The 14,047-nt window shown below is 62.0% G+C and carries 17 protein-coding genes; 8 read left to right on the top strand and 9 right to left on the bottom strand.

What is annotated here, in order from left to right; translation table 11 throughout:
- Nucleotide 1: 1 nt before the first annotated feature.
- Nucleotides 2-2,797, bottom strand: a complete 2,796-nt coding sequence (locus TX72_RS01325; protein WP_011127141.1) for a DUF3769 domain-containing protein — start codon at nt 2,795-2,797, stop codon at nt 2-4.
- Nucleotides 2,798-2,953: 156 nt separating this feature from the next.
- Nucleotides 2,954-3,073 carry a photosystem II reaction center protein I gene (locus tag TX72_RS01330; protein WP_006172424.1) on the bottom strand — a complete coding sequence of 40 codons (120 nt, stop codon included), beginning with the start codon at nt 3,071-3,073 and terminating at the stop codon, nt 2,954-2,956.
- 37 nt (nt 3,074-3,110) lie between these two features.
- On the opposite strand from TX72_RS01330, the gene TX72_RS01335 reads away from it, so the two are divergent.
- The gene (locus tag TX72_RS01335) at nt 3,111-6,098 is read left to right on the top strand and encodes an alpha-mannosidase (protein ID WP_042502815.1); all 2,988 of its coding nucleotides are present in this window, start codon (nt 3,111-3,113) and stop codon (nt 6,096-6,098) included.
- Here the strand turns inward: TX72_RS01335 and psbN are convergent.
- Nucleotides 6,086-6,226, bottom strand: coding sequence for a photosystem II reaction center protein PsbN (psbN, locus tag TX72_RS01340; RefSeq protein ID WP_011127143.1), 141 nt, complete (start codon nt 6,224-6,226; stop codon nt 6,086-6,088). The two genes, TX72_RS01335 and psbN, sit on opposite strands and share 13 nt — an antisense overlap.
- An 86-nt stretch (nt 6,227-6,312) precedes the next feature.
- Between psbN and psbH the strand changes: the two genes are divergently transcribed.
- From psbH to TX72_RS01360, 4 genes are read left to right on the top strand one after another with little or no spacing between them, the layout of a single operon-like run.
- The gene (psbH, locus tag TX72_RS01345; protein WP_006849996.1) at nt 6,313-6,513 is read left to right on the top strand and encodes a photosystem II reaction center phosphoprotein PsbH; all 201 of its coding nucleotides are present in this window, start codon (nt 6,313-6,315) and stop codon (nt 6,511-6,513) included.
- A 7-nt stretch (nt 6,514-6,520) separates the two neighbouring features.
- Nucleotides 6,521-6,754, top strand: coding sequence for a TatA/E family twin arginine-targeting protein translocase (locus TX72_RS01350; RefSeq protein WP_011127144.1), 234 nt, complete (start codon nt 6,521-6,523; stop codon nt 6,752-6,754).
- Between the two features lie 6 nt (nt 6,755-6,760).
- Nucleotides 6,761-7,372: an aminoacyl-tRNA hydrolase gene (pth, locus tag TX72_RS01355; protein WP_011127145.1), complete on the top strand. Its 612-nt coding sequence runs from the start codon at nt 6,761-6,763 to the stop codon at nt 7,370-7,372.
- Nucleotides 7,369-7,626: a DUF3146 family protein gene (locus tag TX72_RS01360; protein WP_011127146.1), complete on the top strand. Its 258-nt coding sequence runs from the start codon at nt 7,369-7,371 to the stop codon at nt 7,624-7,626. The genes pth and TX72_RS01360 overlap by 4 nt, the downstream gene beginning before the upstream one ends.
- Here the strand turns inward: TX72_RS01360 and TX72_RS01365 are convergent.
- From TX72_RS01365 to rph, 4 genes are read right to left on the bottom strand one after another with little or no spacing between them, the layout of a single operon-like run.
- Nucleotides 7,604-8,044 (bottom strand): RuvC family protein, encoded by a 441-nt coding sequence (locus tag TX72_RS01365; protein WP_011127147.1) that lies wholly within the window; start codon nt 8,042-8,044, stop codon nt 7,604-7,606. The two genes, TX72_RS01360 and TX72_RS01365, sit on opposite strands and share 23 nt — an antisense overlap.
- Complete coding sequence (locus TX72_RS01370) at nt 8,041-9,195, bottom strand: DUF3084 family protein (protein WP_011127148.1); 1,155 nt, start codon at nt 9,193-9,195, stop codon at nt 8,041-8,043. Before TX72_RS01370 ends, TX72_RS01365 begins: the two co-directional genes overlap by 4 nt.
- Nucleotides 9,196-9,222: 27 nt before the next feature.
- Nucleotides 9,223-9,936, bottom strand: coding sequence for a global nitrogen regulator NtcA (gene ntcA, locus TX72_RS01375; protein ID WP_011127149.1), 714 nt, complete (start codon nt 9,934-9,936; stop codon nt 9,223-9,225).
- A 59-nt stretch (nt 9,937-9,995) separates the two neighbouring features.
- The gene (gene rph / locus TX72_RS01380; RefSeq protein WP_011127150.1) at nt 9,996-10,745 is read right to left on the bottom strand and encodes a ribonuclease PH; all 750 of its coding nucleotides are present in this window, start codon (nt 10,743-10,745) and stop codon (nt 9,996-9,998) included.
- Between the two features lie 148 nt (nt 10,746-10,893).
- Here rph and TX72_RS01385 point away from each other — a divergent pair, with 148 nt between their 5' ends.
- A complete protein-coding gene (locus tag TX72_RS01385) occupies nt 10,894-11,487 on the top strand; it encodes a cob(I)yrinic acid a,c-diamide adenosyltransferase (RefSeq protein ID WP_011127151.1) in 594 nt (197 codons plus the stop codon).
- Nucleotides 11,487-12,080 carry a dCTP deaminase gene (dcd, locus tag TX72_RS01390; RefSeq protein ID WP_011127152.1) on the top strand — a complete coding sequence of 198 codons (594 nt, stop codon included), beginning with the start codon at nt 11,487-11,489 and terminating at the stop codon, nt 12,078-12,080. The genes TX72_RS01385 and dcd overlap by 1 nt, the downstream gene beginning before the upstream one ends.
- Here the strand turns inward: dcd and thyX are convergent.
- Entirely contained in the window at nt 12,077-12,799 is a 723-nt protein-coding gene (thyX, locus tag TX72_RS01395) for an FAD-dependent thymidylate synthase (protein ID WP_011127153.1), read from the bottom strand. The genes dcd and thyX overlap by 4 nt on opposite strands.
- A 77-nt stretch (nt 12,800-12,876) precedes the next feature.
- Nucleotides 12,877-13,431 carry a thioredoxin family protein gene (locus tag TX72_RS01400; RefSeq protein WP_011127154.1) on the bottom strand — a complete coding sequence of 185 codons (555 nt, stop codon included), beginning with the start codon at nt 13,429-13,431 and terminating at the stop codon, nt 12,877-12,879.
- Between the two features lie 64 nt (nt 13,432-13,495).
- On the opposite strand from TX72_RS01400, the gene TX72_RS14610 reads away from it, so the two are divergent.
- Nucleotides 13,496-13,999 (top strand): hypothetical protein, encoded by a 504-nt coding sequence (locus tag TX72_RS14610; RefSeq protein ID WP_071820816.1) that lies wholly within the window; start codon nt 13,496-13,498, stop codon nt 13,997-13,999.
- Nucleotides 14,000-14,047 lie beyond the last annotated feature (48 nt).

Below are 14,047 nucleotides of genomic sequence, written 5' to 3' on the forward strand. Positions count from 1 at the left end.
TTCAAAGCGGCAGTTCGCTGTCGTCCTCGAGGAACCAGTCCGCTGGGGTGTAGGGAACGAAGGGCACGCCGCTGCCATCAAAGTTGAAGTCATTCAGCCGGAAACGGACGCCGCCAATGCCTTCATAGGGATTGAAGTAAACCCCCACGTCATAACTGCGGCGTTGCCAACGCAATTCGATGCTCGAATTGATCACATCGCCGTAGTACTCCGATCCTGAATCGACGTTGACATTGACGCCGGTGCTGAGCAGCAAAGGACCGACGATCTGTTGGGTGAGACCGACGCCCAGCGTGCCGAAGTCGACAATTCGGTCGAACTCAAATGGACTGGCGCCATTGCGAAGGGTGCCGCCGCCGATGACGGAAATCTGGGTGAAATCCAGGAATGGTTTGCTGAAGGTGCCGAGGGTCAGCGTCGGCCCTCCACTGAAGCTGATGCTCTCCTGATGGTCGCCGGCGCCGTAGAGCGCCACCGTGCTGTTCAGGTTGGTGGTGAGGCTGACGCCGGGCACCACGGCGACGGGGGAGTAGCGATAGGCGGCCAATGGGGTGAGCTCTGCGGTGGATCCGCGCCAGATCGGGATCGTGCTGGTGAGTGAGGCAAACAGGCTGCCGCGACCGGATCGCAGCTTGCGGTTGCTGTCAAACCGTTCGGCGTAGTAGTCGCCCATGGCTCCACGGACGAGGAAGCGATGCCGCGAGTTGCCCAGCTCGAATTCCCCTTTCTTCTCGCCATAGACGCCATAGGCAGCCTGGATATCGGTCTTGCCGAGGGATCCATTCCAGGTGCGGTAGCGATAGGTGCCAAAGAGGTTGGTGGTCACCTCCCCCAGAGCTCCAAGCTCGAAACTACGCTCGACGCTTCCCCAATAGCGACTGTTCTCGAGGAAGTCATCACCGCTGAAACTGCTGATGTCGGCGTCTGCTCTGACTTTGGTGCCGTCATACCGACCGACCAGCTTCGCCTCAAGACCGAACAGGTCCCCTGGATCGATGTCGCTGCCGCCATCGATGGCGCGCTGCACCATCACCTGCGGTTGAAGACTGAGCTCGGTATCTGTGCCGAATGTGATCGGTTTGAGGTTGCGACCGACGAACAGTCCATCGCGGTCGTCATTGTCGACACCGAACACCCAGCGATTTTCAACTTCCTCTTCCTTCTGAATCAGCTGCCGGCGGCTGACGGGCACGGGCAGACGCTCCTCAATGATCAGCCGGTTGCGCCGCGCTGAAATCAGCAGATCGCCATTCGGCTGTTCCCGAGCCACCACATCCTCAGCATCGATACGGGTCTGTGCCGGGGTGAACGGGTCATTGCTGAAACCCATCCGGTCAGCACGCCACCCGTTGGACGTGATCTGAATTCGCGCAGCCTGAACGCGCCAACGGCTGATCGTGCCATTGATCAACTGTGTGCTGCCCAGTCGCTTGAGCTGGGGCACTTTCACCACGCCGAAACGATTTTCGTCGCGGACATTGGAATTGAGGCGCCGTACAGGCACGCCACTGCGCCGTTCGATCGACAGCGTGCCTTGAAATTCGACGTCATCAATGCGTTGATCGATGCCGGCGATGGCCTGGCTGCGTCGCTGCTGTTGTTCAGACGGAGACAGTGGCGAGGGCGTCGGTGTTTGTGTTGGCGGGATGTGTGCAATCGCTTTGCCCCCATCCCCAAGTGCTGTCGATTCAAGCCGCTGAATCAGGGAGGTGGGGCGAACCCGTTGATTCCGCTCTGGATCCGGGCAGCCCAGGGGGGGCGCCATTGAAGTGCCAACCGGTTCCGGCAGATCGCGGCCCCAGCGGTAGCGCAGGCCAAGCAGGTAGGCATTGCTGCCCTCCGTTACGCCGTTGTAGGTGCCAAAGGCTCCAGATCGGTGGTGGATGCGTCCAACGAGCGACACATCGGATGACACCGCTGCTTCCACCTCGAAGCCGAGGTAGTTCAGCAACTTGGTGTAGTTCTCGCGGAAGGTCTTCTCATACAAGCTGTAGTCCGTGTTGTAACTGATGCCTTCGACAACGCTGAAGCTCAGCCAGGGTTGCACCCACAGCCGGGCACCGATCCCCAGGATCCCCTCGCCGAAACTCTGGGCTGGCAGATCGGCGTAGGGCTTGTCCTGATTGAACTCGCCGCCCGGCTGTTGTTTGGCCAGATGGCTGAACAGATCAGCCTCGAGCTCCAGGGCTAGAGGACCAGCGCGGAAAATCCGCTTCTGCAGGCCGATACCCAAGACCGCTTCCGGACGCATGGTCCCGTTGAAGAGGAACGTGTCACCGAAGGGGGCATCGATCATCTGACCGCCCCAGGCGGAAACGGCCCAGGGTTGCGGATGCCAGTCCGGAACGGGTGCCAGCAGTGGCGGACAGGCTATCGGCGCCGGCGCTGGACGGGCCTGCTGTTCGGTGTTTGTTGGGGATGGATCAGCAACGTTGAAGACGCCTTGCATCGCGTCCAGGTCGATGACGCCGTAGACGTCATCCAGTTCCCCTTCGTTCTGGCTCAGGTTGTAGCGGAGAGCAGAGGCCTGAAAAACCTGGTTGTCGCGGGAGAGACGAACCGCTCCGCGGGCATACACCGTCTGAAAGTTGGCGTCAAACTCAACCCGATCGGCGACGAGTTGGCCTGCGCCGAGCTTTAGCCGCACATTGCCCTCTGCGATCGCGACGTTGCGGCGAACATCGAAACGCTGCCTGTCTGCCGTTAGTCGTAGCAGTTGAGGAATCTGCGGTACGACAGCTTGAACAGCTGGCTCGTTTACTGCGTCCTCGGCGGCGACGGCCCTGGTCGAGACCAACGACTCGGATCCCACCAAAAGGATTCCGCAGATCACCAATGTCAGGCGTAATACCGCCAAAGACTTTCATCAGAGGGCTGCGATCTTGACAGCTCGGAAGCTTCCTCAAGAGCGCAGCGGTCCAGTGAGCAGCGCGGACCGGAATCCGTCCCTTAATTAGTCCTCGAGGTCCTTCCGGCTGGGGGTCCGGCTTGGATCGCTCGCCAGGAAGCCGAACACGAAAATACCGATGAAGAAGAAGACGACCGAGTAAACGGAGATCTTGAGGGCGAGCATGGAGACCGACCGTCGTCTGTGTTTGCGACAGCATCCTATGGGGCATGTCAGCGGTACCCGGGGCGACACCCCCCTCAAGGCAACACGAACGGAGTGGATTGAAACGTTTCGCAGCCGCTCGCGCCGTGATCTGCGCTCTGGTTGGAGGCGTTCCCACGCGCTGGAGCGCGAGCCATTCATCCTTGAGTCCTGGGGGAAGAACAACCGCCCTGACTGGGCTGCCCGTGGATTACTGATCTGGCCGCGGGGGCGTGCTTGGTTGCGGCTGGAGCAGACCGTGGTTCGGCCGGAGGCCTGGCCGGATGCAAGCCATCACCGGGCTCGGTTGTGCCTGAGCTGGTGGGCGGAGTCGGCACGTCTCTGGGTTGATGGGGTGCTGGTGCATCAAGGAGATCTATTCGACACCGCCTGTCGCTGGACGCTGCCGGAGGCTTTTCTTGCCGGACATGTTCACAGGATTCAGCTGGAGCTCTGCAGTCCCCTCCATGACGACGGAGCGTTGATCAGCAGCTGGCTGGATCTCGAACCCAACCGTCCCGGCGAGGACCCGGCTGGGGTGTTGTTGCCAGAAGCTTTGCTATTGCACCTCGAGGCAGGAGGTGACTTGCCGTTCGGTTGGGAGCAGATGGATCCCAACAGTGAGGCGGCGCTTAAGGCGGTTGCGCAGCAGCTGAAAGCGCAGCCCACACCTCAGGGCGCTGTGCACTGGTTCGGCCATGCCCATCTGGATCTGGCCTGGCTCTGGACGGTGGCGGACACCTGGCAGGCGGCGGAGCGGACCTTTCGCTCCGCCCTCGCGCTGATGAAACGCTGGCCTGATCTTCGCTTCGCTCACTCCACGCCGGCGCTCTATGCCTGGATGGAGCACCACAGACCCGAGCTGTTTTCAGCGATCTGCAAGGCCAGTCGGGCCGGCCGCTGGGAACCGATCAACGGCCCCTGGGTGGAGACGGATTGTGTGCTGGTGAGCACGGCGTCGCTTTGGCAGCAGTTCGCCATCGGTCAGGCCTACAGCCGCGAAATATTTCCCGAATGGCGCCATCACCTGGCCTGGCTGCCGGACAGCTTCGGGTTTGCAGCAGGCCTCCCTGCCGTCGCGCAGGCCACAGGTGTGCGCTGGTTCTGCACCCACAAGTTGGCTTGGAATGCCAGCAATTCATTCCCACATCGTTTGTTCCGGTGGCGCAGCCGCGGTGGGGGGGATGTGATGAGCCTGATGCTCCCCCCGATCGGACGGCGTGGGGATCCATCGGACATCCTCAAGGAGCAGCGCCGGTGGCAGCAATGCAGCGGTGTTTCGGAGTTGCTCTGGATCCCTGGGGTCGGCGACCACGGGGGCGGACCCACCGAGGAGATGCTGGAGCAGATGCAGCTGTGGGATCCGGAACCCTCGGCGCTGCCCAGGCAGGCGGGGTCACTGCGCCAGTACCTCGACAGGCTTGAGCCCATGGCAGGGCAGTTGCCGGTCTGGCGGGATGAGCTGTACCTCGAGCTGCATCGCGGCTGTGCCACCAGCCGTCCGGATCAGAAACGTCACAACCGCAGCCTGGAGCGCCTGCTGCGGGAGAGCGACACGGTGGCAGCGCTTCTTGCTTTCGCAGGCCGCCCATCCGTTGGCAGCGATTGGCGTCCACTGCTGTTTCAGCAATTCCACGACATCCTTCCCGGAACCTCCATTCCGGAGGTGTTTGACCAGGCGGAGCCGATCTGGCGCCGGGCCCGCCGTCAAGCCCGGCATCAGCGTGATCAGGGCCTGCGTCAGTTGCTGGGTGTTGACTCTGGATCTGGTGCCAGCAGCACTTGGCTGTGGATGGGCTGGCAGCCACTGGCTCGCTGGTCTCCACTACTGAAATTGCCGCATGGGGCCTGGCATACCGATGGTGCGGCGCTGCCACAGCAGCCCAGCGTGCAGGGCGGCACGTGGGTGCAGCTGCCCGAGCAGCGCGGGATCTGTTCTGTGGCGCTGAGCGATGGTCCTGTGGACAGCGGGGAGATCGCGCCCAGGCATCCGGTCAGCGTGGTGCAGGTGTCGCCAGAGATCTGGCGTGTCAGCAATGGCTTAGTGGAGTTTGAGTGCTCCCCTGTAGGGCTGTTGCAGCTGCGGGATGCTCAGGGGGTTGATCAGCTTTCGGCACCTTTGTGCCCCTGCCGTTACCGGGACCGGGGTGAGTTCTGGGATGCCTGGGACATCGCTGCGGAGTACCGGAGGCATCCGCTGGAGCTGGAGCCCGTCGGATCTGTTCAGCTGCTCGAGTCCGGTCCGCTGGTGGCCCAGCTCGTGGTGACCTATCGGGTGGGTGCCAGCCGGATGCGCCTGGATCTGCGCCTCAAAGCGGATTGCCCCTGGTTGGAGCTGATCGTGTCTGTGGACTGGTGTCAGCGCCATGAGCTGCTGCGGTTGGACATCCCCCTCGCATCAGCGGCGGTGCGTCTTGCGGCAGATACCAGTGGCGGGGTGATCGAACGGCCGGCGCATCCCCAGACGCCCCGTGAACAAGAGCGATGGGAAGTGCCGGCGATCTCCTGGCTGGCCTCTCAGGCCAAGGCTCCCGGCGGGGGCATTGCGGTTCTCTTGGATGGTCCGCAGGGGGTGGATGGGGCCACGGATCGATTGGGTGTTTCGCTGCTGCGTGGTGCCACCTGGCCGGATCCATCGGCGGATCAGGGTCAGCAGCGGATGCGATTGGCGCTGATGCCGTTTCAAGGCAGCTGGGCCCATGCAGCGGTGCCCCAGGCAGCCATCGCCTTTCGCGAACCTGGCTGGCACGGACCGATCGCGGCAGGACAGCACCAGACATCGATGGGGACACGTTGCTGGTTGCCAGCGATTCCACGCTGGCTGTGTCCGATCGCTCTGCGCCCAGACGCCAACGGTGTGGTGCTGCAGCTGCTCAATCCCGGGGCTTCCCGGTGCCGCTGGCAGCCTGGAGCAGGCTGGAAAGTGGGACGATCGGTCGCCGCTGACGACTGGATCGAACTGGCACCAGGGGAACTGGTTGAGCTGCGGTTGGCTCAGTCCTCGTGATCGTCGAAGGGATCATCCAGCGCCTTGGAGGGCGGACCGAAAGCCTGGTACACACCGAAACCGGTCATGCCGAGCAGAACGGCGAGCACTCCGATGGCAACGGAGAGGGCAGGGGACGACGTTTCCATCACATCTCTCGACAGGACCGACCCCGAAACGGAATCGGCCCCTACAGTATCTAGACTTCAATTCACCCGAGACCCAAAGCGTCGCCATGGCTCAGCGCACCCGTCTGGGAGACCTTCTCCGCCCTCTGAACTCCGAGTACGGCAAGGTCGTTCCCGGCTGGGGAACAACGCCCGTGATGGGCATCTTCATGGTCTTGTTTCTCGTGTTCCTATTGGTAATTCTTCAGCTGTACAACAAGTCGCTGATCCTGGAAGGCATCAACGTCAACTGGAACGGTCTGGGTTGATCGATCAATGAATGTTTTCGGCGTCGGCCTCCCCGAAATGGCGGTGATCGGCGCCGTTGCATTACTTGTGTTCGGTCCCAAGCGTTTGCCTGAGCTTGGCCGAACACTTGGAAAAACACTGAAGGGCTTTCAATCGGCCTCGAAGGAATTCGAGCGGGAAATCAACAAAGCCATGGCAGAGCCGGAACAGCTGCCTTCTTCTGATGTGGAAGCATCCAACGCGAAACCTTCCAACGACTGACTCTTGATGGCCGATGTGCTCCGGCTGGTGGTCGGCCTGGGCAATCCAGGCACGAAGTATGAGGGAACCCGTCACAACATCGGCTTCATGGCATTGGAGCAGATGGCATCACGCGAGGGGTTCAGTTTTCGTCAGCAGAGCAAGTTGCATGGCTTGGTGGCGGAGCACGGCATCGGTGAAAGCCGACTGAGGCTGCTCATGCCGCAGACCTACATGAACGACAGCGGTCGGTCCATCCGCGCAGCGCTCGACTGGTTTGGCTTCACGCCGGAACAACTGCTGGTTCTGGTGGATGACATGGACATCCCCCTGGGGCGTCTGCGGTTGCGGGGCCAGGGCAGTGCTGGAGGCCATAACGGTTTGCGGAGCACAATTCAGCACCTGGGCACTCAGGCCTTTCCGCGCTTGCGCATCGGCATTGGTGCTCCTGCTGACAATCCCGCGGAACGGCGGGCGCGCACCGTGTCCCACGTGCTCGGTTCCTTCAGTCGTGCGGAGCAGCCTGAGGTGGATGTCGTGCTGGACGGTGTGTTGGAGGCCATCCAGCGCATTCAGCGCCAGGGTCTGGACCGCGCCGGCAACTGGATCAACGGCTTCTGTCCGGCTTCAGTGGAATGACAGCGCTTCCCGCCACGACAGCCCACCTCAGGGTTCTGCGGCAGTGCTTCAGTGATCAGTGCGTTGAGGGTGAGGTCTCGGCAGGCGGTTTCGAGTGGACCTTTCACTGGGCTTTCGACTGCGGTGAGCTCACGGTTGAGCCGTCCCTGGGTCGAGCCCTGATTCAGGACGCGTTGCTGCGCTTTCTGGTGCGCGCCGACTATCGATTGGAGCCCGGCGGGGATTACACCTTCACGGTGCGGGCACGCTTTTGAAGGCCGGTCGCGACTGAGGCCACTGGCACTGATGGCCGAGGTGATCCTCGACCATCACCAGAGCTGCCACCGCATCCAACTCACCAGGGGGAAGCCGCAGGCCCCGCGGCAGCATTTGCCTCCATCCCTTGGCGGGCCAGAGCTGCCAGTAGCGATCCCGGGCGCGAAGGGTTGTTCCCCTTTCCTCAACGATTTCGACCGAGGCCAGTCGTTGCAATGCTGGATTCCATTGTTCCGAGCTGGTGCCGTTCCCCAACAGGATCAACCGCAGCTCCCCCTGGTTAGACCAGGTCTTCAGCTGACTGATGACGCGCGATGGGGGCAGCACGACACCATCGAGGACCAGGCGCTGATCAGGATCCACCAACACCAGGCCGCACTTGGCACGACCGGGGTCGAGTCCCACCAGATGGCTCATGGCTTCAGGATCACGCTCACAGCGACAGGATCCGCTGTGTCGCTGCTGCGGACAGCGATCACCTGCAGGTCGAGCGGTTCGTTGTCGGTTCGATCCACCAGCGCCAGGCCCAGCTCGTTCAGTGCGCTGCCATCGAACTGCAGTCCTTCACTGAGCGAACCGCGGCGTTGAACTTCTGCAAAGGCTGAGGCCAGCAGCAGGTTGAGCCGGGTCCTGACCGCCTCTGATCCGCGTTCGTCCGGCTCGATGGTGGTGGTGGCCAGCACCTCGTCGACGCGGGTGATGGTTCGGTTCGGCTTCACATCCGGGTAGGCATACACCACGGACTCACCCCGCAGCACATTGCCCGCCGATCGCATCGACACGACCCAGGTGCCGGATTGACGCAGGGTTTGTTGCAGCCGTTCCACATCCCCTCGGGGGACCAGAAGGATCTGACGATCCGGGGTTTCCCCTGGTCTGACCCTGACGTAGGCGGTTTGGTTGGCTTCCTGCAGCAACCGATCCACCACCTGCTTGGCCTGCCCCGGTTGCTCCAGCCTCACCGTGGCAGTGGCCAGGGCCTGGCCACTGCGCAGCACGACGGATCCACGGCGCAAGGCCAGCAGGTCCTGCTCCAGGGACGAGAGCTCCTTTTCCCCAGCCTTGATCCGGTCGCGCACACTGCGCAATTCAGCTTCCGTGCGCTGGATATCGACGTCCCTGGCCTGGATCTCGGCGGTCAGTCGGTTCCGTTCCTGCTCCAGTTGACGCTTCTGCTGTTGCAGTGGTTCCAGCTCTCGGCGCAGGGTTGCGGACCTTTGCCGGGTGGCAATTAATTCCGCCTCGATCCGCTCCGTCGCTGACCGAGCCTCGCGCCGCTCCGTTTCGGCCGCATCAAGGGCCGCCCGGCTGTCCCGGAGTTTGGCCTGGAGGGCATCGAGCTCAAACAGTCCAACCCGAAGCTGGCGGCTCACAAGGAGCAGGAGACCCAAGGACAGGGCACTGATCAGGCTGCCGGTGAGCACTGTGATCAACACAGCGGTGCGTCGCGGCCTCAGATTGAACAGGCTGAGCCGTGCTTTTCCCACGCGACTGCCCAGCCGATCCCCCAGGGTCGACAGCACACCACCGAGGATGAGCAAAGCCAGGATCAGCAGCCAGCCGCTCATCAGAACCCCATCGCACGGGGGGTGAACTCAGCTGAACCGCTTGGCCAGGGCGATGGGATCCAACACCGTGATCTTCTTGCGGTCAATCTGAACGAGTCCGGATTGGCGCAAGTCTCCCAGCAGACGGGTGATGGTGACGCGTGTGGAGCCGATCGCTTCGGCAATGGCTTGATGAGACAGGCGCAGATCAATCGTGATGCCGAGTTCATCGGGCACGCCGAAATCCCTGCACAGCACGAGCAGAAAACTCACCAATCGGGACGACATATCGCGGTGGGTGAGGGTTTCGATCATCGTTTCCGTCTGCAGGATCCGACTGGAGAGGCCCTGCAGAAGACGCAGGCCGACACCGGTGTCCGCCTCGATGGCAGCACGCACGGAGGCGGCCGGTGCGGTCACCATTTCCACCCGCGTGAAGGCAACAGCGTGATAGAAGCGGTCGGATCGGTGTCCGGTGAGCAGTGACAGCACGCCGAACAGGCTGTTTTCCCGCAGCAGCGCCACGGTGATCTCTTCGCCTGATTCGTACACCCTGGACAGGCGCACGGCTCCGCGACGGATCAAATACACCCTTTCGGCCGGATCCCCCGGGAAGAAAATCGTCTTGTTGCGTTCCACCAACTCGGTGCTGGCTCCATCCAGATCACGGATGACATCCAGAAGGGTGCGGCTTCGTTCGGCTGCACCCGCAACCTGCGGTTGCTGGGGGGAATAGCGACTGAAACCACTGCTGGCCACCATGGTTTCCTCGCAACTGCTGGGAAATTACGAATGTGCCCTGACGAGCCGTGTAGTAGTTATTACGAAATCGCTGAACCGGCGGCTGTGGCCAGGGCGTGACGCTGACCTTGCATCAGCTCCTGAAGTCCCGATTCAGCCAGGTTGAGCATGGCATCGAGTTCGGAGCGGCTGAAGGGTGCTTGCTCTGCCGTCCCTTGCAGTTCCAGCAGGCGGCCATCTCCGGCGGTGACCACATTGAGGTCCACGTCGGCACGGCTGTCTTCGCTGTAGTCGAGATCCAGCAGGGGCGTCCCATCGATCAACCCCACCGAAACCGCCGCCAGCTGCTGGCGAATCGGATCCTGCGTCAACACACCCTGGGAGCGGAGTAGATCACAGGCCCGGCGCAAGGCGATCCAGGCGCCGGTGATCGAAGCGGTGCGGGTGCCGGCGTCGGCCTGGATCACATCGCAGTCGATCAGAAGCGTGCGCTCGCCCAGGGCGTCCATGTCAAGAACAGCCCGGAGACTGCGACCGATCAGGCGTTGGATCTCCTGCGTTCTGCCCGAGAGCTTCATCAACTCTCGCGACTGCCGTTGCGGAGTTGAACCGGGAAGCAGTCGATATTCAGCGCTGAGCCAGCCGCAACCGTTCCCCCGGCGCCAGCGGGGGACGTCCTCCTCCAGGGAAACGCTGCACAGCACTGCGGTTCGGCCCGTACGCACGATGAGGGAGCTGAGGGCGAAGGACATCGGATCCCAGTCCACGGAGAAGGGGCGCAGCTCTGTGGCTCCCCGGCCGTCTGCCCGCTTGGGCGTGGGTGCAGGCATCGGCGCATCACAGCTGTCGTCAAGCCTGACAGGCGATGCCCCGGCTTGATGGAACGTCACACCACGGATGGTGTCTTGACCCTTGTGGTGTGGCTTTGCACCGCTACATTCAAGGTCTGCCGGGATCTCCCGGGTGCCTGCAGCCGAGATGACCGCCAGCCTCACCTCAAGCCATCGTTCCTCGGACTCCGTGGCTCAGGACCACAGGGCTCTGGAGCGGGCTGGTCTCCGCCCATTGGTGCCGGTTCGCCCACCCCTGCAGCTGGTGGAGCCGGAGGGGCAGCTTCAGGTTCACACCGCGACCTATCGCGGCAGCTTCTCCAGTGTTCTCAGCCAGGCGATGCGCACCGCTGGGCTGGGCAGTCGTGTGCTGATTGCTCAATTCCTCAAAGGTGGGGTGCATCAGGGACCGCAGGGTTGTGTACGTCTCTGCGGCGGACTCACCTGGCTCCGCCCTGATGTACCGGCTTGTCTCTCTCAGGCTGATCACCCTGGTGGTGCGGCGGCTGTTGATGCGGTTTGGCAGTCCTGCCGTCGCCATCTGCGTGATGGCGACATCGATCAGCTGGTTCTCGATGAAGTCGGCCTCGCCGTTGGGTTGGGCTACGTCGAGGAGGGCGCGCTGCTGGATGCCCTCGACCAGCGGCCGCCCGCCATGGATGTGGTGATCACAGGGCCCGCCATTCCCCCCAGCATCGTGGCCATGGCTGATCAGGTCACTCAATTGCGTCGAGGTTTCTGATGCTCAAGAACGATCGCTGGATCGCCGAACAGGCCGCGCAGGGCATGCTCGAGCCCTTCCAGAAGGGCTTGGTCCGTCATCTGGATCCTGAGCAGCAGGCCAGGCCTGTGCTGAGTTTCGGTTGTTCCTCATATGGCTATGACCTGCGCCTTTCAGCTCAGGAATTCATGATTTTTCGCCATGTGCCGGGCACGGTGATGAATCCCAAGCGCTTCAACCCCGCCAACCTCGAGCCGACGCCGTTGCATGAGGACGAGGACGGTCGTTATTTCATCCTGCCGGCCCATTCCTATGGCCTTGGCGTCGCGCTGGAGAAGATGCGCGTCCCGCCTTACATCACGGTGATCTGTCTTGGCAAGAGCACCTATGCCCGTCTGGGCATCATCGTGAACACCACGCCTGCGGAAGCGAGCTGGGAAGGACACCTCACTCTTGAGTTCAGCAACAGCTCCGGCGCTGACTGCCGTATTTACGCCGAAGAAGGGATCTGTCAGCTGCTGTTCTTCGAGGGGGATCCCTGCGACACCACCTACAGCGATCGCCAGGGCAAATATCAACATCAACCGGAGCGCGTCACCCTGGCTCGGATCTAAGGGGCCAGCCTGGCGCGGTGAAGCCTGCTTTTCTCATACCAGCCCGCAAATTCAGGGGCCCAGGACACCATGTGTGGCCACATCAGATCGCAGAGCTGGCGGATTTCCAGCTGCGCGTCGAGCTTGGCCCGCAGATCCATGAAGTGCAGAAAGGCCCGCAGACTGAAGCTCACCACAAAGTGCTGCCGATAGTCGAAGGGAAGGATCCCCCGGGCGTGCTCTTCAGCGAAGCCTGCTGATAAAAGGTCGCGATAACGCTCCGCTGAGGCTCGGCAATGGTCGAGGTCCAGGGCCCGCTGGCTTTCGGTGTAGGCGTATTTCTTGCCCTGGCGATCGCTGTAGTCACCGACCGGTCGCAGGTAGAACACCTCCTCAAGATCCAGCTCCCCATTGGCAGCGCGGCAGATGCGCTCACCGGTGTATCGCATCGACTGCACATCAAAACTGACGCCCACCCGGTGGGTGCGGGCCTGCTGCATCACGGAATGGGGGAACCAACCCACGTTCAGCACGATCTGGGCGTGCTCCATCGGGCCGTAATGACCGCGTTCCCCAGCCAGCAGGCGTTTGACGCAGATCTCCCCCGCCCGTTGTTCATCGGGCCAGTTCTCACGATCAGCAGCGACGAAGCCCTCGCTGTAGTCCTGATGCATGGCCGCATACACACAGAGCTGAGGGTTGGGTGTGGCAGCGATCAGATCAACCCGGAAGCGATCCATGGTGATGTCGACGGCTCGGTGTGGTGATCATGCCGCTGATGACGTCAAGCTGCCCGGATGAATCCGCTGCACGGTGATCAACCGTGGCTGCGGGGACCAGCCGTCAGAGATGCCTGTTGAGGTGCGACATCCGTGCGTTCACTGACACGACCCAGCCCCTGCAAGGACGGCAGTGGGGAGCCCTGAATCAGCGCATCGGCCAGAAGGGAGAGTTCCTGTTCCCGTCGCAGGCCAATGGAGCGGCCGACGGCATCACCCTCAGCATTGAACAGATTGAGCTGGGGGATGCCGTTGACGTCGTAGCGATCCACCAGGTCCTGCCAGCGCGGGTTGTCGACGTTCACCATCACCACATCCAGCTGTTGTTGCATGCTCTGCTCGAGCTTCAGCATCGCCGGCGCCATCTCGCGGCAGACCTGGCACCAGTCGGCATAGAACTCAATCATCGTCGGACGCCCGTTGCTGAGGGCGACGTCAGGAGTCATGGAACGCCGGGCCAGCTGTTCGAGAGGGGATCCGCTCTGCAACCCACCCCGCATCATGGTGAGTCCAACAGCCAGGACGATGGCGGCCACCACAAGCACGATCCGTTGAACAGGACCCAGCAATGGTTGTGGAGAACTGCCTGTCATGGCCTTGTCTGGGGGTGAAGCCACTTTGGCAGTCACCTCTGATCCCCGTGATTAGCGTGAGGCCATGGGTTGTTTTGGGCTCCTGAACCTGCCGCTGCGGGCGCCGATGCTCAACGTGCTCTTCGGCGTCGCTGTGGTGATGGGCCACCAGTGGTCGATGGCCCAGATCCAGTTCATGCACTCCCGCAGCATCTCTCTAGAACTGCTGTTCGTTGTTGAAGGGGTTCAGCTGTTGGCGGTTCTGGTGATCTGCACCATGCCGGACTTGCTGATGCGGAGACTCTCGTTGGTGATGGCGTCCAGTCGGGTCATGACCCTGCTAGTAACGCTGTTGATGGTGATTGTCCTTGGGATTTACCTGCTGAGGCTGAACTTGCTGTCTGATCTGCTGATCCTGGCTTCAGCGCTGTTGTTGGCGCGGCTTGATCTGGTCCGTCTTGGGGTGATGACTGCCCCCTGGCGCTCGCTGTTGCTGTTGGGATTCGTTCTCGTTGCCGGAATTGGACTTGGCCACTGTTTGCCCCATCCCCTCGGTGTGGTCGTCGCACCCGGGCCACGCGTCGTCTGAGTAACCCAAAACATTGTCTAGAACTTTTTTGGTGTAGTAGCGGGTTTC

Source organism: Parasynechococcus marenigrum WH 8102 (assembly GCF_000195975.1).
Taxonomy (GTDB): domain Bacteria; phylum Cyanobacteriota; class Cyanobacteriia; order PCC-6307; family Cyanobiaceae; genus Parasynechococcus; species Parasynechococcus marisnigri.